The following is a 21,514-nucleotide window of genomic DNA, read 5'->3' as shown; positions in this document are numbered from 1 at the left end:
CCATGCAAGAACAATGGATCGATTCTATATTTCGGCGTAGACTTTGGCAAATGCCTTATTTGCCTAACCTATTGTCAATTGGACCTTGGCTGGGCGCATTTACTCGTTGCCAGCGCTAATCGCCTTGGCTGGCCGAGCTTCGCACGCTTGCGATGAACCAATCGACAAAAGCGCCGACTTCACTGCGCGTGCGGGATTGCGTCACGACGAAATAGCTCTCGTCTTCCATCGTGGCGATATCCGAGAGGACGACGACGTCACCTGCGGCGATCTCGCGAGCGAAGACCTCGACGGGGCAGAGTGCGACGCCGTGGCCGGCGATGACGGATGTCGCGAGCAGATTGAAATCCTGAAAGATCGGGCCTTTCATGGCGGGCATGGGCAGAACGCCCGCTTTAGCGAACCAAAGCGTCCAGTTCGCCGTATCCTCGTCGTGCAGAAGGGTGGCGCCGGCGATATCCGTCGGCTCGCGGCCGGTCATCCTGGCGAGATAATGTGGGCTCGCCACCGGCCGGTTGACGCGCGAGAACAGTTTGCGGTTCGTGGTTCCGGCCTCGCCGCCGGCTGTCAGTGTGATCAACACGTCGGCGTCGAAATCGGCCAGCCGGTCGCTCGCCTTGGCATAGATGACGCGAAGGTCGAGGTTGGCATGGCCTGCCTGGAAGTCGGCGAGCAGGGGGATGAGCCAGCGGCTGGCGATGGATGGGATGCAGGCGATCGTAAGGCCTGCCGGGTGGCTCACCCGCCGGATAGAGCGGCACTCGGCCTCGATCTGTCGAAAGCTGTCAGTCAGGGTAGTGGACAGCGCGGCGCCATGATCGGTGAGCACGACATTGCGGCCCTCCTTGCGAAACAGTTTGGTGCCGAACCATTCCTCTAGATGCCGGATGTGGTGGGAAATCGCGGCATGCGTGACATTCAACTCGTCGCCGGCGCGGGAAACGCTCAGCAGGCGGGCAGCGGCCTCGAAGGCGCGCAGGGCATTGGCGGGCGGCAGGTTCATATGTAAGAAAATCTAACTGGTTTGCAAACTATCATCAGTTTTCATCGAGCAGTCCGGCGAAGTAAATAGTGCTCACGATAAATCTGTTATTTTTCTGGAGAAGAGAAATGTTCAAGCGAAGCCTTGGTGATGTCGAGCAGTCGGATTTCTTCGTCGAATGGGGCAACGGCACCAGCCATCGCATGCTGACCGAGATGGACGGCATGGGTTTTACCGTTTGCCATACGGTGGTGCGGGCGGGCAGCGAATCCGTGCTCGAATACCGCAATCATCTCGAGGCCTGCTATTGCATCGCGGGCGAAGGCGAGGTCGAGGACATGCAGGGCAACTTCCTGCCCATCCGCCCCGGCGATATCTATGTGCTGGACAAGCACGACAAGCATTATCTGCGCGGCGGCAAGGCCAGCGACCTGATCCTGGTCAGCGTCTTCAACCCACCGCTCAAAGGCACCGAGCGGCACAGGCTCGATGGCGGCGAGGGCTCGGCATACTAAGCATTAGAAGAAACATGCGGCCAGAAACTGAAAAGCCCGGGAAGCGGAATGCTTCCCGGGCTCTTTTCATGAAATTCATAGAACTCAGAAGCGCTCTTCTTCTTCCTCGTCGCGGTTGCCGGTGAGCGACTTGAGCTTTGCGAACACGGCGTCGGCGTCGATTTCCTTCTCGGTCTCTTCCGCGGGCGCGCGTTCGGTCTCGCGGGCGGATTCGAGCGTTGCGCCCGACTCTTCGGCGGTTTGGAACGGCCGGCCCTTGGAGGCCTTCTCGATTTCCATGTCGAGGTCGATCTGCGAGCAGAGGCCCAGCGTCACGGGATCCATCGGGGTCAGGTTGGCTGAATTCCAGTGCTGGCGGTCGCGGATCTGCTGGATCGTCGACTTGGTGGTGCCGACGAGGCGCGAAATCTGCGCATCCTTGAGTTCCGGATGGTTGCGAACGAGCCAGAGAATGGCGTTCGGGCGATCCTGGCGCTTGGAAACCGGCGTGTAGCGCGGGCCCTTGCGCTTGGACTCCGGCACGCGGACCTTCGGTTCGGAGAGCTTCAGCTTGCGCATCGGGTCGGCTTCGGCGCGGGCGATCTCGTCGCGCGACAACTGGCCGGTCGAAATCGGGTCGAGACCCTTGATGCCCTGGGCCGCTTCGCCATCGGCGATCGCCTTGATCTCGAGCGGGTGCAGCTTGCAGAACTGGGCGATCTGGTCGAACGACAAAGCCGTGTTGTCCACCAGCCAGACGGCGGTCGCCTTGGGCATGAGGAGCTGCTGCTGTGCCATGAGAATATCCTTCTTGAACGTCCGCGCCGGTGCCGCAGGCCGTGGTTGTGTTCCACTATGTCCGGGAAATTTGCGCGGCTTATAACCGATGTGTCGCGCAAATGCAATTCTCTGATCTTCTACTTTATTCTATTGACCAAAGTTGGATTGCCGACACCGATGTTGCTGCTATTCATATAGCACGAATTGGCGTAAGAGGCGCGAAAATATCGCGTTTCAATGGGAGGAATGCATGGAGGTCAAGGTCCATCCGGTGCTGGAGTCGGCGAAATCGCGGGCGCTCATCGACAATGAAACCTATCTGGAATGGTACAAGGAAAGCATCGAAAATCCCGACGTTTTCTGGGCCGAGCACGGCAAGCGGATCGATTGGTCCAAGCCCTTCACCAAGGTCAAGAACACGTCCTTCGAGGGCGATGTCCGGATCAAATGGTTCGAGGATGGCGAGACCAATGTTTCCTATAACTGCATCGACCGGCATTTGAAGGATCATGCCGACCAGGTGGCGATCATCTGGGAAGGCGACGATCCGTCGCTCAGCAAGAAGATCACTTATCGTGAAGTGCATGAGCAGGTCTGCCGGCTCGCCAATGTGATGAAGGCACGCGGCGTCAAGAAGGGCGATCGCGTCACCATCTACATGCCGATGATCCCCGAGGCGGCCTATGCGATGCTGGCCTGCGCCCGCATCGGCGCCGTGCATTCGGTGGTGTTCGGCGGCTTTTCGCCGGATGCGCTCGGCGGCCGCATCGTCGATTGCGAATCGACCTTTGTGATCACGGCCGATGAAGGCCTGCGCGGCGGCAAGCCTATTCCGCTCAAGAACAATGTCGACAAGGCGATCGATATCGCCGCGCGCGGCCATGTCATGGTCAGAGATGTGATCGTCGTGCGCCGCACCGGCAACCCGACAGGCTGGGCACCGGGCCGCGACCACTGGTATCATGAGGAATGCGCCAAGGTGAGCGCCGACTGCCCGCCAGAACCGATGAACGCCGAGGATCCGCTTTTCATCCTCTACACGTCGGGTTCGACAGGCAAGCCGAAGGGCGTGCTGCACACGACCGGCGGCTATCTCGTCTATGCCTCGATGACGCATCAATATGTCTTCGACTATCACGACGGGGACATCTACTGGTGCACGGCCGATGTGGGCTGGGTGACCGGCCACAGCTATATCGTCTACGGCCCGCTCGCCAATCGCGCCACGACGCTGATGTTCGAAGGCGTGCCGAACTATCCCGATCAGGGCCGGTTCTGGGAGGTGATTGACAAGCACAAGGTCAACATCTTCTACACAGCGCCGACCGCGATTCGGGCGCTGATGGGCGCGGGTGACGATTTCGTCAAGCGCTCGAGCCGGTCTTCGCTCAGGCTGCTCGGTTCTGTCGGTGAGCCGATCAATCCCGAGGCCTGGGAATGGTATTATCACGTGGTCGGTGATGACCGCTGCCCGATCGTCGACACATGGTGGCAAACCGAGACCGGCGGCATCATGATCACGCCGCTGCCCGGCGCCACCGATCTCAAGGCCGGCTCCGCCACGCGGCCGTTCTTCGGCGTCAAGCCTCAGCTCGTCGATGGTGAGGGCAAGGTGCTGGATGGCGCCACGGACGGCAATCTCTGCATCACCGATTCATGGCCGGGCCAGATGCGCACGGTCTATGGCGACCACGAACGCTTCATCCAGACCTATTTCGCCACTTACAACGGCAAGTATTTCACCGGCGACGGCTGCCGCCGCGATGCCGACGGCTATTACTGGATCACCGGGCGCGTCGATGATGTGCTCAACGTCTCCGGCCATCGGCTCGGCACGGCGGAAGTCGAATCGGCGCTCGTGTCGCATGCCGACGTCTCGGAAGCGGCCGTCGTCGGCTATCCGCACGACATCAAGGGCCAGGGCATCTACTGTTACGTGACACTGATGTCAGGCGTGCAGGGCTCCGACGACCTGCGCAAGGCCCTGGTCGGCCATGTCCGCACCGAGATCGGCCCGATCGCCTCGCCCGACAAGATCCAGTTCGCGCCGGGCCTGCCCAAGACCCGCTCCGGAAAGATCATGCGCCGCATCCTACGCAAGATCGCCGAGGACGATTTTGGCGCGCTGGGGGATACATCGACGCTGGCTGATCCGGCCGTGGTGGATGACTTGATTGCCAACAGGCAGAACAAGAAGGGGTAGAATTGTCTTGCGACTCGCTGCCACCAGCGCCAGATTGCGGAGTCAAGATATTTATTCTACATTGTACGTGATTTGTTCGAATGATCAGAGCTCATGCAATGCTGGAAGATCTGGGAAGGAAAGTAGACTATAGGATCGAACTTTCAGGCGGGCAAAACCGTCTGAAGGAGTCGATCCTGTATGTTTGCCAAAAAGCTTCCGAAATGGAATTCTTCGGTGCGATAAAGCTCAACAAGATATTATGGCGGGCCGACTTCAAGTCCTTTGCCGAGAGGCAGGTTCCTGTGACTGGCAGGCAATATCAAAGACTTGCAATGGGTCCCGCTCCCGTCGAAATGCCTCCAGTTGTCAACGACCTTCTGCGTGACGGAGCAATCGTGATCGAACGCAGAAAAGTAGGTCGTCACGAGGAAAAACGACACATCGCTAAAGTCGGACCGGTGCTGCGGATGTTCAGCCCAGAGGATTTAGACTATCTAGACGAAGCCATTGAGCACTATAGGTTCCTGACAGGCACCGAGGCGAGTGACGAGTCACATGGCATCGCATGGAAGACACGGGATGACGGCGATCCAATGCCGTATCAGTCAGCCTATTTTGAAGATAAGCCCTTATCGGACAACGCCCTAGAGAAGCTTACCGGCATTGCCAAAGCGAAAAAGTGGCAATCCAGTTAATGCGCGAAATCATCGCTTCGGAAGACTTTGATCGCTGCGTTGATGAACTTGGAGGCTATAGAGCAATTGATGCAGCGATGGAGCCCTTAATCGAAGGTCTCATGCGAAACCCCTATGGCTTCGAACGCTTTGAGCACGACTTCACTTCTTTTCGTTATGCCAGAACAAAAAGAATCGGAAATGTGCCACCGCTCTACTTCGTTTTCCGCGTTGACGAAGACAAGAACGTCGTCCTCGAATTCGTCGCAGAAGACCTCTAGCTGATCTCAATCAGCAACTCTCCCGCACCTTCCGCCCACCGTCATAGATGTGGGCGAGGCCGCTGCCGATCATGGCGGCACCGATGTCGGTGTCACCTTCCGCCGTCACATCGGCGACGATACGGCCGAAATATTTGTCGCCGGAGATATTGGTTAGTCGGATTCTGCCGGTCGCCAGATGTGACAAGGCTTGTTTTGCCCGCTCAGCGGCGCGGCGTGCGCCCTTGCATTTCGATTTCATCTCCGGCGCATCGATGCCGCGGATACGGACCAGGACCGCGATCGAATGCTGTGGCCAGGGTCTGGCATTGACGAGAAGCGTATCGCCGTCGATGACCGAGATGAGTTCGGCCTCGACCGGACCCTTGACCACGTTTCGCACGGAATTTTCGCGCGCAAGCGTCGGTGCTGCGACAAGCAGCAATATGGGCAAAGCTGTGAGGACGCGGTGCAAAATCATAAAAGGAATATATTCCGGAATATTGCGTTTCGCAACCGGAAAATATTCATACAACTAGAAATCGATAGCGCGGCCGTTTACTTCCCAATCACCGAAGCGTGCGGGATCGGCACCACCGCGTCCGCCGACTTCCGGCGGCATGTCGGATTGCGCCTGCGCCTTGCGGCGCTCCTCCGCCTCGTCAAGCGCACGCCGGGCCGCGGGGCTCAATTTTTTTGGCTGCGGGGTCGAATCATTTGCCGCTTCGGGTATCTTGCCAGTCATCGCCTAAACCGTGAATATTGAACTCAAAGCGCCCCAATCCCATTCTATAGGACAAGTGTCACGGCCCGCAATGGCGTATCTGCCCCGGGATATCGGAGAAAAGGATGAATTTCGTTCGCACGGCAATGCTTCTCGCCTTCCTCACCGCACTCTTCATGGGCGTCGGCTACCTGATCGGTGGACAGGGCGGCATGCTGATCGCACTGCTCATTGCGGCGGCCATGAACGTGTTTTCGTGGTGGAGTTCCGGCGACATGGTGCTGCGCGCCTATGATGCGCAGCAGATCGATGCGCACAACGCACCGGAATTCTTCGAGATGATCCGCGATCTGAGCGGCAAGGCCGGGCTGCCGATGCCGAAGGTCTATCTGATCAATTCCGACCAGCCGAACGCGTTTGCCACCGGCCGCAATCCGGAAAATGCCGCCGTCGCCGCCTCGACCGGCCTACTGCAACGGCTGACGCCTGAGGAAATCTCGGGCGTGATGGCGCATGAACTCGCCCATATCGAAAACCGCGACACGCTGACCATGACGATCACGGCGACGATTGCCGGTGCGATCTCGATGCTCGGTAATTTCGCCTTCTTCATGGGCGGCTCGCGCGATAACGACAGGCCGTTCGGTTTTATCGGCGTCATCGTCGCGATGATCGTCGCGCCCTTCGCCGCCATGCTGGTGCAGATGGCGATCAGCCGTAGCCGTGAATATGCCGCTGACCGGCGTGGGGCCGAAATTTGTGGCAATCCGCTGTGGCTCGCCGCGGCGCTCAAGAAGATCGAAGCCGCCGCGCACCGCATTCCCAATGCCGATGCCGAGCGCAATCCGGCCACCGCGCATATGTTCATCATCAACCCGCTGTCCGGCGAGCGAATGGACAATCTCTTCTCGACGCATCCGGCTACGGACAACCGCGTGGCGGAGCTGGAGAAATTCGCTCACGCCATGCGGCAGACGCCACGTGAGCCGCCGCAGGCGCACGACGCACAGCAGCCGGATGGCGAAACGCGCCAGGGCCCGTGGGGGCCCTCGACCGAGCCGGTCGAGCCTGTTAAAGCGGAGCCAAAGCCGCGTTCGAGCTCGGTTCCCAACATCACCTGGGGCCGGGGCGACCGCAAACCGCCCGAAGGACCCTATTCTTGAATTATGACCCGAGGCGTAGCGCGCCGCGCAAGCCATCCGCTCATGTAAAACCCAAGCGTGAGCACAGCCCGCTTTCGGACAAGCCGGGCTTTCAGCCGCGCGCGGCTGCCGTCAAGATTCTCTCGGCCGTCATCGACCAGAAGACTTCGCTCGACGGAATGCTGGATGACGACCATGGCAATCCGGCCTATCGGGCGCTGTCGCCGGCCGACCGGGCGCTGGTCAAGGCGATCATGAATTCCTGCCTGAGGCATCTGACCTGGATCGACGCGATCTTCGACGGCTTCCTCGATAAGCCCCTGCCCGATGGAGCGCGCAACCTGCGTCACATACTGTCGGTCGCCGCCGCGCAGATCCTGTTCCTCGATGTTCCCGATCACTCCGCCGTTGATATCGCGGTCGAGCAGGCGCGGCTTGATCCACGCTCGTCGCGATTCGCCAATCTGGTGAATGCCTTGTTGCGGAGGCTTGGCCGCGAGAAGGACGACAACCTGCTATTCTTTGTCAGCAGGGATGTGCCGGTGTTTCCGGCTTGGTTCCATGCGCGCCTCTCCGAGGTCTACGGCAACGAGACGGCCGATGCGATCGGCAAAGCCTGCCGCTCGCCGGCCCCTGTCGATGTCACAGTTAAAAACGATCCTGCCGGTTGGGCCGTGAAGCTCGGCGGCAGCGTTCTGCCGACCGGCACGGTGAGGCTCGATGCGTTTGATGGCTCGGTCACGGCGCTCCCCGGTTTCGACGAGGGCGCTTGGTGGGTACAGGACGCTGCCGCATCGATTCCGGCCCGTCTGATGGGTGACCTCAGAGGCAAGCGTGTCGCCGATCTCTGCGCGGCACCCGGCGGCAAGACGGCCCAGCTTATTTTGAAGGGTGGCAATGTCACGGCGGTCGAGCAATCGGCCAACCGGATGAAACGCCTCAAGGGCAACCTCGCGCGGCTGGGTTACGAGGCCGAATTCCAGCAGGCCAAGCTCGAGGATTTGAAACCCGCCGAACTGTTCGACGCTGTGCTGCTCGATGCTCCATGCTCATCGACCGGCACGATCCGCCGCCATCCCGATGTCTACTGGACCAAGGACATGGCCGATGTGGAAAAGCTCGCTTCGGTCCAGGCGCGCCTGCTGCGCAGCGCATTCGGCCTCGTCAAGCCGGGCGGAACCCTGGTCTTTTCCAACTGCTCGCTCGATCCGCTTGAAGGCGAGGAACTGGTTGCGGCCTTCCTTGCAGAGGTTCCGGACGCCGAGCGTGTGCCGATCCGGCGAGAAGACTGGCCGGGACTGGAAGAAGCCATCGATGACGCCGGGGACTTCCGCACCACGCCGGTGATGCTGGGTGGCATGGATGGATTTTTTGCGTCCGTATTGCGCCGCAAGTCGCACTGAATCGCGCATTTCCCTAGAAGACCTGCATCAATATGGGGCACCTGTCGGTTGACCGGGCCGTAATTTTAATTTTACGTAAAGCTGAAACACATAAGTAATCGCGTCATGAGCGTATCCGGGCGTCGCAGATATCTGTCGCACTATATGGGGGAAACGCGGCGGCGGTTCTCTCGCGGCTTCGCTGCATTCCGCGTCACCATGATGCCCGCACTACGGCGTACGCCGAAGAGCCTCGTCGTCGCGCCGACCGACCTGCGAGCGGCCGATCCGTTTATCGCGGAAGAGATTGCGGAGGGACGCTTTCCCCTTGCCGGCCGCGCGCTTGATACGCACGGATATTCGCCGTTCTCGATCGAGTTGCCCTCAAAGGAATTTGCCAGCCGGCTTCATAGCTTCTCGTGGCTCAGGCATATCAGGGCGACAAAATCCGATACTCATTACGCCACCGCACGCCAGTTGACCGACGAATGGATCGCGCTGCACGGCAAGCGGATCACCGGTCTTGCTTGGGATGCTGATGTTACGGCGCAGAGAATCGTGGCCTGGCTCTCGCATTCGACCGTGGTGCTGAAGAACGCCGACGTGAATTTCTATCGCCGGTTCCTCAGGAGCCTGGCAATGCAGATCCGCTACCTCGAACTGACGGCGCGCAATACGCCGGATGGCGAGATCAGGCTCAGGATCCGCATCGCGCTGGCGGTTGCCACCGTCTCGCTCCCTGCCTCGGCAGGAAGGCTCAAGCGGGCATCCAGGGATCTCGATCGCGAGCTGGAACGGCAGATTCTCGGCGATGGTGGCCATATATCGCGCAATCCGCGCACCGGGCTTGAACTGTTGTTTGACCTGCTGCCGCTGCGCCAGACCTATGTCAATCTCGGCCACGACCTGCCGGCGCGGCTGATGCCGGCGATCGACCGCATGTATCCCGCGCTCAGGTTTTTCCGCCATCAGGGCGGCGAACTGGCACTGTTCAACGGCGCCACCACGACGCTTGCCCATGAACTGATGTCGGTGCTGCGCTATGACGAGACGGCGGGCAAGCCGTTCCGGGCGCTGCCGCATATGCATTACCAGCGGCTTGCGGCGGGCGACACGGTCATCATCGTCGATACCGGCGTGCCGATCTCGACCTCCATGTCGCGTACCGCCCATGCCGGCTGCCTGTCGTTCGAAATGTCGTCCGGCAAGCACCGGTTCGTCATCAATTCCGGCGCGCCGCGCTTTGCCGGCGAGACCTACCGCCAGCTGGCCCGCGCGACAGCGGCGCATTCGACGGTGACGGTCAACGACACAAGCTCCTCCCGCATCTCTAAATCCGGCATGGCGGGCCCCGTATTTTCCGATGGCGTCACCAGGATCAAGCTGGAACGACAGGAGATCGGCGACGACGGCGGCGACGGGCTGATCGTCAGCCATGACGGCTATGCGGAGCCTTTCGGCCTGATCCACGAGCGCACGTTGCAGATCAATGCAGCGGGCAGCCAGATCCGCGGCAACGACCGGCTGGCGCTGGAAGATGGTTCGGATCCGCCGGTCAGCACCGAGACGCGGGCGGTGGCGCGCTTTCATATTCACCCGCAGATCGAAATCCGCGAGGTCGATGAGCACGAAGTGCGCCTCGTCGCGCCCGATGGCGAGACCTGGGCGCTCTCGACGCTCGATGCGGCGATACGGGTCGAGGAAGACGTGTTCTTCGCTGATCCGAGCGGCATAAGGGCGTCGCAGCAGCTGGAGCTGAATTTCGAGCCGGGCGAGTCGCTGGAGATCCAATGGGTGCTGAGCCGCATCGCCAGCGCCGGCAGCAACTGAAAAATCCTTTGAGCAGGCCGAATCCGGTTTTCTCGGCTGCCGGGCTATGATAGGCGACCGGCAACCCCTTCTCCCGCCGACGGAGCGCCCCATGGCCGTGCAATCCAAGAACATTCCCGCCCCCGTCAAGGTCAAGATCAGGACAGCGTTGATTTCGGTCAGCGACAAATCGGGTATTGCCGATCTGGCGCGTGAACTGGCGGGCCTTGGGGTCAGGATTCTCTCCACCGGCGGTACGTTCAAGGCGCTGAGCGCCGAGGGTATAGCGGTCGTCGATGTCGCTGATATCACGGGCTTTCCCGAGATCATGGATGGCCGTGTGAAGACGTTGCATCCCAATGTCCATGGCGGTTTGCTCGCCATTCGCGACGATGCCGAACATGTCGAGGCGATGAGGGCACATGGCATCGAGGGTATCGATCTCGCCGTGATCAATCTCTATCCGTTCGAGGAAGTCCGCGCGCGTGATGAGAACTACGCCCAGAGCGTCGAGAATATTGATATCGGCGGGCCGGCGATGATCCGCGCCTCGGCGAAAAACCATGCATATGTGACCATCCTCACCGATCCGGCCGACTATCCCGAACTGTTGGACCAGCTCAAGGCGGACGGCACGGTTGCTTATGGCTTCCGCCAGAAGATGGCGCAGAAGGCGTTTGCCCGCACGGCGGCCTATGATGCGGCGATCTCGAACTGGCTGGCCGAGGACCTCAAGATCGATACGCCGCGGCACCGTACGATTGGCGGCGTGTTGCGCGAGGAAATGCGCTATGGCGAGAACCCGCACCAGAAGGCGGCGTTCTATGTGACCGGCGACAGGCGCCCGGGCGTTGCCAATGCGACGCTGCTGCAGGGCAAGCAGCTTTCCTACAACAATATCAACGACACGGACGCCGCCTTTGAATTGGTGGCGGAATTTTCGCCGGCTAACGGTCCCGCCTGCGCAATCATCAAGCATGCCAATCCTTGCGGCGTGGCGACGGCAGCCAACTTGAAGGATGCCTATCTCAAGGCGCTCGCCTGCGACTCCACCTCCGCTTTCGGCGGCATTATCGCCTTGAATTCATTGCTTGATGCGGCAACCGCGAGCGAGATCGTCAAGCTTTTCACCGAGGTGATCATCGCGCCCAAGGTCAGCGACGAGGCCAAGGCGATCATCGCGGCCAAGCCGAACCTCCGGCTGCTGGTGGCCGGTGGCCTTCCCGATCCGCGCACGCCGGGCCTCACGGCCAAGACGGTCTCCGGTGGCTTCTTGGTCCAGACCCGCGACAATGCCATGGTCGAGGACCTCGATCTCAAAGTTGTGACATCGCGCGCGCCGTCCGCCCAGGAACTCGAGGACATGAAGTTCGCCTTCAAGGTTGCCAAGCACGTGAAATCGAATGCCGTTGTCTATGCCAGGGACGGCCAGACCGCCGGCATCGGCGCCGGCCAGATGAGCCGCGTCGATTCGGCCCGGATCGCCGGCATCAAGGCTGAAGAGGCCGCGAAGGCCAATGGTTGGGCCGAACCGATGACCAAGGGCTCGGCTGCCGCCTCCGAAGCCTTCCTGCCATTCGCCGACGGTCTGCTGTCGATGATCTCCGCCGGTGCAACGGCCGTCATCCAGCCCGGTGGTTCGATGCGTGATCAGGAAGTGATCGATGCGGCCAATGCGCACAATGTGGCGATGGTCTTCACCGGCTTCCGCCATTTCCGGCACTGAGTCCGACAGAGCGCCGAAGGCCCTCTGGAAAGCGTCATTGAGGCAGCACGCCCTGATTGCGGTCACCTCGACAAGCAAACCAAACTCGGGCATGTTCCCAGCATAAGGTTGTTGCGGGGGACGACATGAAATTAATTGCCTTTCTCATGTTCCTTATTCCATTCTGTGTCATGGCGGGGGAAAGGGAGGCTGAGGCATACGCCATAGCGAGAAAGTATTGTATGGCAACGGCGGTCCAGCCTGGGCCGATGAAAACGCTGCTGGGTGTAAACGGTGCTCAAAAACTTTCAAAAGATGAGGCGCTGGCGAAATTCGGCATACGCATGGAGCTTTGGGTCGTTGCGACAAAAACGTCGGACTATGCCGTGTATTCGATGGGTTACGGACATTGTGGTGTCCTTAGCAAGAATCTTGCCTTCAGGGAGGTGACGAAAATTGCGCGCAAACGGTTCGGTGTGAAGGCGAAGATTCAAGAGGATAAATCGATATACGTTTCGACGCTGCACGGTTCATGGTACAAGCGACAAAAGAAGAAGCAGACGATAATAACCGATATTGTTATCGAGATTGCCACGGCCAAAGTCGGCGACAGAAAGAACACGACGTCACTCGACGTGATGCTGAAGCCGGTCTACCAGTATCTGATCAAGCAGAAACAACCTGCGGCCCTCTGTTCCGCTGATAGCAGGAGCAGGGTCAAATGCGGCTGAAACGCAACTTTCCAATCACCGTTTTGCGTCAGCCTGTTGCTTGTTCGCCGGATAAGGTGTGAAAATCAGTATCAGCAGCCCGATCGCGAAGAAGGCGATCAGCGACGCCATGCCGACGCGGGCCGATGCCGTCAGCAAGATCAGCAGGCTGTTGATCACGTTCGCGAGGAAGGATGTCGCCCGGCCGGAGAGCGCGTAGATGCCAAAATAGCGGCCGGCTTCCTCGACGCTGACGCTCCTGGCGAGATAGGATCGCGAGGAGGCCTGAACCGGTCCGAAAGCAATGCCAATCAGCAGGCCGTAGAGGATGTAGACCTTTTCCGCCATCGTGCCGAACAGTCCGCCGCTGTCGTCGCTCGACAGTTGTGCAAGGCCGAACAGGGTGAATCCCGGACCGGTCGAAATGATGCCTGTCGTGGCGATGATCAGCAGGATCAGGCAGATCATGATGATTGCCTTGGATCCCAGGCGGGCATCGAGATAACCGGCGATAAGGCAGCTGAAGATGGCGACGAAGGCCAGCATGATGCCGAACAGGCCGATTTCCGTTGTCTGCCAGCCGAACATGCCGGCGGCAAATGCGCCGCCGAGGAACAGCAGGCCGTTGATGCCATCCTGGAAGATCATTCGGGCGATCAGGAACTTCAGGAGCCCGGTACGCCGTAGAAGGTCCTTGAGGGTTACGCCGAGTTCAGTCAGGCCCCGGCCGACAGCGCCGCCAAGGGAAACGTGCTTCGAACTGTCCGGCGTGAAGAAGAACATCGGCAGGATGAAGATGAAGTACCAGATCGCCGCGAGCGGCCCGGTGATACGCGCGTCCTCGCCCTGGGCTGGATCAAGCCCGAAGAGCGGCGTAATACCTATGATCGTTTTTCCAGTCGTTGGGCTCCCAGCCAGGAGCAACAGAACGGAGAAGAGCGCGATCAATCCGCCTGCATAGCCGAGGCCCCAGGCAATGTTGGAGATCTTGCCGACACTCTTGCTATCGACCAGCCGTGTCATCATGGAATCGTTGAAGACGATCGAGAACTCCGCAGCGATGGAGGCGAGCACGATGAGAAGGCCGATGGCGAGCAGTGAACTGCCGGGTACAGCATACCAGAGCAACAGCAGCGATACGATCTTGATCGCGGCGAAGAAGCCGATCCAGTGCTTGCGGTTTCCAGTCTCGTCGGCGATCGAGCCGAGAATGGGAGACAACACCGCGATGGCAATGCCGGAAACAATTCCAACATTGCTCCAGGCGAGCTGGCCGGCCGTAGGATCAGCCGCCATGCGGGCAGCGAAATAGGGGCCGAAGACGAAGGTGATGACGACGGTGAAGAACGGCTGGGCGGCCCAGTCGAACATCATCCATCCGAAAATCGCGCGTTTCGGTACGGCGCGTTCCGGTTGAGAGGTTCCGTCAGCCACTTGAATTTCCCCGCATTTCGGCTCCAGGTGTCAGAGTTGCACTTTGCGGCGACGTTATCAAGACAAGCGGCTTCCGGCATCCGACCACGAATTTGATTGACAATCTGTTGCACTGCGGCAATTGAAACTGATATCAGGGAGTGGATCGAAATGGATAGCGGCAGCCCGGCGGAAATCGTGGCGATATCCAGCCATGTCGTGCGCGGCGCGGTGGGCAACCGGGCCGTCGTGTTCGCGCTTGAAACCATGGGCTTTCCCGTCTGGTCGCTCCCCACGGTCATCCTGCCCTGGCACCCCGGACATGGTCCTTCCACGCGCATCGCGACGCCGGACGGGCAGTTCGCTGCCGCGATCGAGGACATGACGGATTCCCGCTGGTCGGGGCATATCCGCGCAGTGATCACCGGCTATTTCGGCAGTGCCGTACAGGTCGCGCCGGTGGCGCGGATGATCCGCCGGCTCAAGGAGAAGAATCCGGGTCTCATCTATGCCTGCGATCCGGTGATCGGCGATTCAGGTGGCCTCTATGTGCCTGTCGCGATCGCTGAAGCCATTCGCGACGAACTGCTTCCGCTTGCCGATATCGCGACGCCTAATCGCTACGAGCTCGGCTGGCTCTCTGGGGCAAGCCTCGACAGCAATGCGCAGATCATCGAGGCGGCACTGGCGCTGGGGCCGGGCAAGGTTCTCGTCACATCGGCGGTGCCGATGATGGCTGGCGGCATCGGCAATCTGCTCCTGACCGATCGGGTGGCGCTGCTCGCCGAGCACCGCATGGTCGGCGACGCGCCGAACGGGCTGGGCGACCTGACATCCGCGCTGTTTCTCGCTCGCCTCCTGAAGGGCGAGAGCGAGGAGCGGGCGCTGCAGATGACAACGGCGGCGGTGTTCGAGATTCTTGCCCGTTCGGTCAAGCGCGGCGCCGACGAATTGATGCTTTCCGAAGACTACTCAAGTTTTCTTAACCCCATGGCCATGGTGCAGCTTCGCCAGTTGCTGCATCCGTCACGGGCGAAGAAAAAATAGGCATTGCAAGGAGCGAATATGGATCAGTTTCCCGAACATCTGCTCGATGGCTACCGGAGTTTCATGGAAGGCCGCTATTCGGCCGAGTCGGGACGATATCGCCAGCTCGCCGAAACCGGCCAGACTCCGAAGACGATGGTCATTGCCTGTTGCGATTCACGCTCGGCGCCCGAGACCATTTTCGACTGTGGCCCGGGCGAACTCTTCGTGGTGCGCAACGTCGCCAATCTTGTTCCGCCCTATGCGCCCGACGGCCAGAATCACGGCACCTCGGCAGCGCTCGAATTCGCGGTGCAGTCGCTCAAGATCCGTGAAATCGTCGTCATGGGCCATGGCCGCTGCGGCGGCATCCATGCAGCCCTCAACCAGGGCGGCGAACCGCTGTCGCCGGGCGATTTCATCGGCAAGTGGATGAGCATGCTGCGGCCGGCCGCCGAAGAGGTCACGCAGTACAAATCGATGACGGCATCCGAGCGCCAACGTTCATTGGAACGCATCTCGATCCGCATCTCGATCGAGAACCTTCTGACCTTCCCCTGTGTCCGCATCCTGCAGGAAAAGCAGCGGATCACGCTGTCCGGCGCCTGGTTCGATATCTCGACCGGCGAGCTTTGGGTCATGGATCCGAAGACCGGCGATTTCAAGCGGCCCTAGAGCGCTTCATTGTTAAATGGAATCAGTTCTGTGGCTCAAACGGAGTCGGATGGTCGACCGGCCGGCGCGTGTCGTAGCCAAAGCTCTACGGTCAAGCCGGCCTGTCGATCAGCCGGCCCGTTTCAGCCAACCCGAAGGGCCGGGCATCTTTCCGCCATGACCTGCGGCGCCGGCCTCGGCCGTACCTATGGGTACGACGCTCGCCCGCCGCCTTGGTCCTGACGAAAACCTGCTCCGGCAGAACTGCTTCCATTTAACAATGAAACGCTCTAGTTGCACAATCAATAAAAAAGGCGGCCGCAGCCGCCTTTGGACGATGATGCGGGGCGAGGCTTACTGCGTCTCGCCGTCGATCTGCGCACCCATCAGGGCAATCGCCTGCTGGTAAACGCTGGCTGCGTTCCAGCCCTGGATCGCGCCGTAGTTCGCCTGGCCCGGCTGGTAGCCGCCGCCGGCGCTCCAGCCATGGCCGCGCAGGAAGTTCGCCGTCGAGGCGAGCGCGTCGGTCTTGGAGCCGACCATGTCGATCCGGCCATTGCCGTCGCCATCGACGCCGAATTTCAGCACGTTCTTCGGCAGGAACTGCGTCTGGCCGATTTCGCCATGCGCCGCGCCGCGCGCGTTGACCTGCAGGTTGCCCGCGTCGACGAGCTTCAGGGCAGCCATGAACTGATCGGTGAAATAATCCGTCCGGCGGCAATCGAAGGAGAGTGTCGCCACGGCCGAGAGCGTGTGCTCCCTGCCCATGAAGCCGCCGAAGCCGGTTTCCATGCCCCAGATGGCGATCAGCGGGCCGGCCGGTACGCCGTAGCGCTGTTCGAGTGCTGCAAACAGCTTGGCGTTCGTCGCTTTCATCTTCTTGCCGCGCGAGACGATGGTTGTCGCACCGCGCTTGCGGAGGAATTCATTGAGCGACAGCTTGAAGCTCTTCTGGCCTCGATCGGCGCGGATGGTCGCCTTGCTGTAGGAGACGCTGGCGAGAACCTTATCGACGGTCCGTTCGCTAACGCCGGCGGAAATCGCTTCGCCTCGGATCTCGCCCTTCCATTCGTCGAAGCCGGCCGCCGTCTTCGAACAGGACGCCGCCCAGGCTTGAGAGCCTCCGGCGCAAATGGCCGTGGCCAATGCGAGTGACACGCATACATTCTTTGCGATGAACATGAAAATCCCTCTTCAGCTTGTCCGCGTTCTGTCTGGATGCTGATTCGCTGGCCGTCTCATAGCAGCGCATCCGGATTCTTCAAGACAAAACCCCGCGAGACAACGTTTCTCGCGGGGGATTTATTCCATCAAGGTTGGCAGAATCTTGTTTCTGTATCACTTTGCCTTCAATAGGCCGCGATTGACCATCAATTCCGCGATCTGGATGGCGTTGAGCGCGGCACCCTTGCGCAGGTTGTCGGAGACGACCCAGATGTTCAGGCCGTTCTCGACCGTGGCATCCTCGCGGATGCGCGAAATGAAGGTCGCATCTTCGCCGGCACTTTCGTAAGGCGTGATGTAGCCGCCGTTCTCATGCTTGTCGATGACCTGGCAACCCGGCGCGTCGCGCAGGATGTTGCGGGCTTCCTCGGCGGTGATCTCGCGCTCGAACTCGATATTGACCGATTCCGCGTGACCGATGAACACCGGCACGCGCACGGCGGTGCATGTGACCTTGATCGCGGGATCGAGGATCTTCTTGGTCTCGGCAAGCACCTTCCACTCTTCCTTCGTATAGCCGTCTTCCATGAAGCTATCGATATGCGGAATGACGTTGAAGGCGATGCGCTTGGTAAACTTCTTGGATTCGACCGGATCGGCCACGAAGACCGCGCGGGTCTGGTGGAACAACTCGTCCATGCCTTCCTTGCCAGCGCCCGACACAGACTGGTATGTCGAGACGACGACGCGCTTGATCTTGGCGAAATCATGCAGCGGCTTCAGCGCCACGACCAGTTGGGCCGTCGAGCAGTTGGGGTTGGCGATGATGTTGCGCTTGGAAAAGCCCATGATCGCATCGGGATTGACCTCGGGCACGATCAGCGGCACGTCCTGCTCGTAGCGGAAGGCCGACGAGTTATCGATGACCACGCAGCCCTGCTTGCCGATCTGGGGCGAATACTTGAGCGACACGGCGCCACCGGCCGACATGAGGCAGATATCGGTGCCGGCGAAATCGTAGTTCTCGAGGTTCTTGACCTTCAACGTCTTGTCGCCGAAGGAAACCTCGGTGTTGAGCGAGCGGCTGGATGCCAGCGCCACCACTTCATCGACCGGAAAATCGCGCTCGGACAGGATGTTGAGCATTTCGCGGCCTACATTGCCGGTCGCTCCTGCCACTGCTACCTTGAAACCCATTTTACTTCGTCTCTTTCTTCTCTCTCCGCAGGTTGCTTGGAGTTTCGAACCTTGCGCGGCATCAGCCCGCGCCGGGTTCCGCTCCCGACCATGAGCCGGGGAGAGAGCGGCGGGCCAGGAACGTCAGACGGTTTTCGTCGTCGTTTTGGTGGCCCGGGTTTTGAATGCCGGAGAAAAAAGCGAACGCTCGCCGGATTGGGCATCCAGCGCTGATATGATTTGGCATGCGTTATCGCGGCCGACCATGACAGGTTCCTTTTTCGAAGGGCTTGATGATGGTTTTCCGGTCCAAAGTCAAGTTCCCCTGGGAACGCGGGCGCGATTCTTTTGTCGCGCGACGTTGCGCGGCCAGATGCCGAAAGCGCTGCGCCGCACCTAATACCTTAGTCATAATCCCAAAGCAGCGCTGCCGTTTGTGGCCGAATTCTGGCAGATTCAGCAGCATGCCGTGGAGGAAACCTTGAGGAGGGGGACTGGCGGCGCTCAAACTGGAGGATTTTCCAAATGGCTGATATCGCCGTCACTGCCGGTGAATCACGGGGCATGACCCGGGAAGAGAAGAAAGTTATCTTCGCTTCCTCGCTCGGTACCGTGTTCGAATGGTACGATTTCTATCTCTATGGTTCGCTGGGCCTTTACATCGGCTTTGCCTTCTTCAATTCCTATCCAGAAGGCACCCGCACGATCTTCGTGCTGCTCGCCTTTGCGGCGGGCTTCCTTGTGCGCCCGTTCGGTGCGCTGGTCTTCGGTCGCCTGGGCGACCTCGTGGGCCGCAAATATACCTTTCTCGTCACCATCCTGATCATGGGCGCCTCGACGTTTCTTGTCGGTCTATTGCCCGGATCGGCGACCCTCGGCATCGCGGCGCCGATCATCCTGATCGTGCTGCGCCTGCTGCAGGGCCTGGCGCTCGGCGGCGAATATGGCGGTGCGGCCACCTATGTCGCGGAGCACGCGCCCAACGACAAGCGCGGCTACTACACGTCCTGGATTCAGACGACGGCGACCGGAGGCCTGTTCCTCTCGTTGGTTGTCATCCTGATCGTCCAGGCGACCATGAGCAGGGACGATTTCGCCGAATGGGGCTGGCGCATCCCGTTCCTTCTGTCGGCCGTTCTGCTCGGCGTATCCGTCTGGATCCGCATGCAGCTTTCCGAGTCGCCCGCCTTCCTAAAGATGAAGGAAGAGGGCAAGGGTTCGAAGGCACCGCTCACCGAAGCGTTCGGCCAGTGGAAGAATGCCAAGATCGCCCTGCTCGCGCTTGTCGGTGCGGTCATGGGCCAGGCTGTCGTCTGGTATTCCGGTCAATTCTATGCCCTGTTCTTCCTGCAGAGCGTGCTGAAGATCGATCTCCGCGATGCCAGCATCATGGTCGCGACCTCGCTCGCCATCGGCACGATCTTCTTCGTGGTGTTCGGCTGGCTCTCCGACAAGATCGGCCGCAAGCCGATCATCATGGCGGGTCTGCTGCTGGCGGCACTCACCTACTTCCCGCTGTTCAAGGCTCTGACCTATGCGGGTAACCCGGCGCTCTACAATGCGCAGGAGTCGATCAAGGCGACTGTGACGGCCGATCCTGCGGATTGCTCGTTCCAGTTCAACATGACCGGCACCAGCAAGTTCATCACCTCGTGCGACGTGGCGACGGACTTCCTCGCGAAGAACTCGGTCGAGTACGAGATCGTGCCGGCGCCAGCGGGCACGGTCACAAACATCAAGATCGGCGAGGCCGTGATCCCGAGCTTCGTCAACTCGGGTGACCAGGCCAAGGCAAACACGGCGAAGTTCCAGAAGGCGACCTACACCGCCCTCAAGGCCGCCGGCTATCCGCTGACCCGCGGTGCAGCCATGGTTGCCGAACCGAAGCTCGCCGCTTTCGTTGCCGCTAATCCTGAACTGAACCTCACCGAGGAACAGATCAAGGCGACGCCGCCGGAGACGCTACCGGCGGCCAAGATGATCCGTGACAAGATCGCCACCGCTGCCGAACTCAACGGTGCGGCCGAACTGCCGGTGTACAAGGTGCCGGGTGGTGGCGAGTTCAAGATCTTCGCTGATCCGGCGCAGATCAACTGGTTCCAGGTGATCGCGATCCTGACCGTGCTCGTAATCTACGTGACCATGGTCTACGGCCCGATCGCGGCGCTGCTGGTCGAGATGTTCCCGACCCGCATCCGCTATACCGGCATGTCGCTACCATACCATATCGGCAACGGCTGGTTCGGCGGTCTTCTGCCAGCGGTGGTCTTCGCCATCAGCGCGGCCCAGGGCAACATCTATGCGGGCCTCTGGTATCCGATCGTGATTGCCGTGATCACGCTGATTATCGGCGTCCTCTTCCTCCCCGAGACCAAGGGCAAGGACCTAAACGCCAACTGATCCCTGCGAGCCGGGCAACCTGCTCTCCCTCCCGGCGCAAGCGATTGCGCCGGGTTTTTCTTTGTGGATTTGCCGGTGGAATCAGATCAGCTTGGCGAGCTTGCCGTCCTTGTGGGAAAACACGAGGCCATGCCTGGCGAAGAGTACCGCCATGAGGAAGGCGAACCACATGCCCCAGCCGAAGCCGACAAGCACATCAGACGGATAATGCGCGCTGACGAAAATGCGGGTCAGCGCCAGATAGAAGCCAACGATCAGGAACGGCCAGCGGAGCGGCGGATAGAGCAGCGCCAGTGCCGTCCAGAAGGCGCCGTCTGTCGTGGCGTGGCCCGAGGGGAAGCTCTCGAACGCCGAGTCGTGCGCGAAGGGATTGAGCGTAAACAGCCCGTGATCGCCGAACATTTCCGGCCGCGGCCGGCCGATGGCGCGCTTGACGAGGTTGGAAATCAGGCCGGAGATCGCAACAGAGGCAAGCACATAGGTGGCCATCGCGATCACCTGTGCCCCCAGTCGCCGACGGCCTTCGTTGCTGGAAAACTGTCGCAGCAGAATGCCAGCGATGATGACGACCACCGATCCGGTGATGATCCACCACGATTTGCCGAGATCGGTGAAAAAACGCGCCGGCTTCCGCACCCAGTCCGGCCAGGCGTCGTACATCGATGCGGCATGGGGATCGAGCAGGAGATAGGCGGCGACGGCGAGCGCCGTGACGACCAGGAGCGGCAGCACGACCGGTACCGGACGGTGGTCCGGCCGAGTGTCGCGATAGTGCTGTCGCAGGGCGGCGAAGGGGCCGGGTTTCTTTTCCACGCCGTGGTCAGTCAAAGCGGT

20 protein-coding genes are annotated in these 21,514 nt (G+C 60.3%); 12 read left to right on the top strand and 8 right to left on the bottom strand.

Annotation, left to right across the window (positions count from 1 at the left end; translation table 11 throughout):
- Window positions 1-115: 115 nt before the first annotated feature.
- Window positions 116-1,003: a LysR substrate-binding domain-containing protein gene (locus IHQ71_RS25540; protein ID WP_258159210.1), complete on the bottom strand. Its 888-nt coding sequence runs from the start codon at window positions 1,001-1,003 to the stop codon at window positions 116-118.
- Window positions 1,004-1,110: 107 nt separating this feature from the next.
- Between IHQ71_RS25540 and IHQ71_RS25535 the strand changes: the two genes are divergently transcribed.
- Window positions 1,111-1,497 (top strand): ectoine synthase, encoded by a 387-nt coding sequence (locus IHQ71_RS25535; protein WP_258159209.1) that lies wholly within the window; start codon window positions 1,111-1,113, stop codon window positions 1,495-1,497.
- A gap of 84 nt (window positions 1,498-1,581) precedes the next feature.
- Here IHQ71_RS25535 and IHQ71_RS25530 read toward each other — a convergent pair whose 3' ends face one another.
- Window positions 1,582-2,274: a DUF1013 domain-containing protein gene (locus IHQ71_RS25530; RefSeq protein WP_258159208.1), complete on the bottom strand. Its 693-nt coding sequence runs from the start codon at window positions 2,272-2,274 to the stop codon at window positions 1,582-1,584.
- A gap of 232 nt (window positions 2,275-2,506) precedes the next feature.
- Between IHQ71_RS25530 and acs the strand changes: the two genes are divergently transcribed.
- From acs to IHQ71_RS25515, 3 genes are all read left to right on the top strand, one after another.
- A complete protein-coding gene (gene acs, locus IHQ71_RS25525; protein ID WP_258159207.1) occupies window positions 2,507-4,459 on the top strand; it encodes an acetate--CoA ligase in 1,953 nt (650 codons plus the stop codon).
- A 98-nt stretch (window positions 4,460-4,557) separates the two neighbouring features.
- Complete coding sequence (locus IHQ71_RS25520) at window positions 4,558-5,136, top strand: Panacea domain-containing protein (RefSeq protein WP_258159206.1); 579 nt, start codon at window positions 4,558-4,560, stop codon at window positions 5,134-5,136.
- Window positions 5,136-5,396 carry a hypothetical protein gene (locus IHQ71_RS25515; protein ID WP_258159205.1) on the top strand — a complete coding sequence of 87 codons (261 nt, stop codon included), beginning with the start codon at window positions 5,136-5,138 and terminating at the stop codon, window positions 5,394-5,396. Before IHQ71_RS25520 ends, IHQ71_RS25515 begins: the two co-directional genes overlap by 1 nt.
- 10 nt (window positions 5,397-5,406) lie before the next feature.
- Here the strand turns inward: IHQ71_RS25515 and IHQ71_RS25510 are convergent, their stop codons facing one another.
- Window positions 5,407-5,778, bottom strand: coding sequence for a thermonuclease family protein (locus IHQ71_RS25510; RefSeq protein ID WP_258159204.1), 372 nt, complete (start codon window positions 5,776-5,778; stop codon window positions 5,407-5,409).
- A gap of 132 nt (window positions 5,779-5,910) precedes the next feature.
- The gene (locus IHQ71_RS25505) at window positions 5,911-6,120 is read right to left on the bottom strand and encodes a DUF1674 domain-containing protein (RefSeq protein WP_258159203.1); all 210 of its coding nucleotides are present in this window, start codon (window positions 6,118-6,120) and stop codon (window positions 5,911-5,913) included.
- 104 nt (window positions 6,121-6,224) lie between these two features.
- On the opposite strand from IHQ71_RS25505, the gene htpX reads away from it, so the two are divergent.
- From htpX to IHQ71_RS25480, 5 genes are all read left to right on the top strand, one after another.
- Complete coding sequence (gene htpX, locus IHQ71_RS25500; protein ID WP_258159202.1) at window positions 6,225-7,262, top strand: zinc metalloprotease HtpX; 1,038 nt, start codon at window positions 6,225-6,227, stop codon at window positions 7,260-7,262.
- Window positions 7,259-8,644 carry an RsmB/NOP family class I SAM-dependent RNA methyltransferase gene (locus IHQ71_RS25495; RefSeq protein WP_258159201.1) on the top strand — a complete coding sequence of 462 codons (1,386 nt, stop codon included), beginning with the start codon at window positions 7,259-7,261 and terminating at the stop codon, window positions 8,642-8,644. Before htpX ends, IHQ71_RS25495 begins: the two co-directional genes overlap by 4 nt.
- A gap of 105 nt (window positions 8,645-8,749) precedes the next feature.
- Window positions 8,750-10,453: a heparinase II/III family protein gene (locus tag IHQ71_RS25490; protein WP_258159200.1), complete on the top strand. Its 1,704-nt coding sequence runs from the start codon at window positions 8,750-8,752 to the stop codon at window positions 10,451-10,453.
- Window positions 10,454-10,544: 91 nt separating this feature from the next.
- Entirely contained in the window at window positions 10,545-12,158 is a 1,614-nt protein-coding gene (gene purH, locus IHQ71_RS25485) for a bifunctional phosphoribosylaminoimidazolecarboxamide formyltransferase/IMP cyclohydrolase (RefSeq protein ID WP_258159199.1), read from the top strand.
- Between the two features lie 125 nt (window positions 12,159-12,283).
- The gene (locus IHQ71_RS25480) at window positions 12,284-12,868 is read left to right on the top strand and encodes a hypothetical protein (RefSeq protein WP_258159198.1); all 585 of its coding nucleotides are present in this window, start codon (window positions 12,284-12,286) and stop codon (window positions 12,866-12,868) included.
- Window positions 12,869-12,883: 15 nt separating this feature from the next.
- Here IHQ71_RS25480 and IHQ71_RS25475 read toward each other — a convergent pair whose 3' ends face one another.
- Window positions 12,884-14,287 (bottom strand): MFS transporter, encoded by a 1,404-nt coding sequence (locus tag IHQ71_RS25475; protein ID WP_374990056.1) that lies wholly within the window; start codon window positions 14,285-14,287, stop codon window positions 12,884-12,886.
- A 144-nt stretch (window positions 14,288-14,431) separates the two neighbouring features.
- Between IHQ71_RS25475 and pdxY the strand changes: the two genes are divergently transcribed.
- Together pdxY and IHQ71_RS25465 are read left to right on the top strand one after the other, a co-directional pair.
- Window positions 14,432-15,307 carry a pyridoxal kinase PdxY gene (pdxY, locus tag IHQ71_RS25470; RefSeq protein WP_258159197.1) on the top strand — a complete coding sequence of 292 codons (876 nt, stop codon included), beginning with the start codon at window positions 14,432-14,434 and terminating at the stop codon, window positions 15,305-15,307.
- An 18-nt stretch (window positions 15,308-15,325) separates the two neighbouring features.
- Window positions 15,326-15,961, top strand: a complete 636-nt coding sequence (locus IHQ71_RS25465) for a carbonic anhydrase (RefSeq protein WP_258159196.1) — start codon at window positions 15,326-15,328, stop codon at window positions 15,959-15,961.
- 333 nt (window positions 15,962-16,294) lie between these two features.
- Here IHQ71_RS25465 and IHQ71_RS25460 read toward each other — a convergent pair whose 3' ends face one another.
- Together IHQ71_RS25460 and IHQ71_RS25455 are read right to left on the bottom strand one after the other, a co-directional pair.
- Window positions 16,295-17,122, bottom strand: coding sequence for a lytic transglycosylase domain-containing protein (locus tag IHQ71_RS25460; protein ID WP_258159195.1), 828 nt, complete (start codon window positions 17,120-17,122; stop codon window positions 16,295-16,297).
- Window positions 17,123-17,278: 156 nt separating this feature from the next.
- Window positions 17,279-18,301 (bottom strand): aspartate-semialdehyde dehydrogenase, encoded by a 1,023-nt coding sequence (locus IHQ71_RS25455; protein ID WP_258159194.1) that lies wholly within the window; start codon window positions 18,299-18,301, stop codon window positions 17,279-17,281.
- Window positions 18,302-18,805: 504 nt separating this feature from the next.
- Here IHQ71_RS25455 and IHQ71_RS25450 point away from each other — a divergent pair.
- Window positions 18,806-20,680, top strand: coding sequence for an MFS transporter (locus tag IHQ71_RS25450; RefSeq protein WP_258159193.1), 1,875 nt, complete (start codon window positions 18,806-18,808; stop codon window positions 20,678-20,680).
- An 81-nt stretch (window positions 20,681-20,761) separates the two neighbouring features.
- Here the strand turns inward: IHQ71_RS25450 and IHQ71_RS25445 are convergent, their stop codons facing one another.
- Window positions 20,762-21,508: a phosphatase PAP2 family protein gene (locus tag IHQ71_RS25445; protein ID WP_258159192.1), complete on the bottom strand. Its 747-nt coding sequence runs from the start codon at window positions 21,506-21,508 to the stop codon at window positions 20,762-20,764.
- Between the last annotated feature and the right edge of the window lie 6 nt (window positions 21,509-21,514).

The sequence above is a fragment of the Rhizobium sp. TH2 genome, assembly GCF_024707525.1.
Lineage (GTDB): Bacteria > Pseudomonadota > Alphaproteobacteria > Rhizobiales > Rhizobiaceae > Rhizobium_E.
The sequence above is the reverse complement of the archived record's forward strand: the minus strand, read 5'-3'. Positions and strand labels throughout refer to the sequence as shown.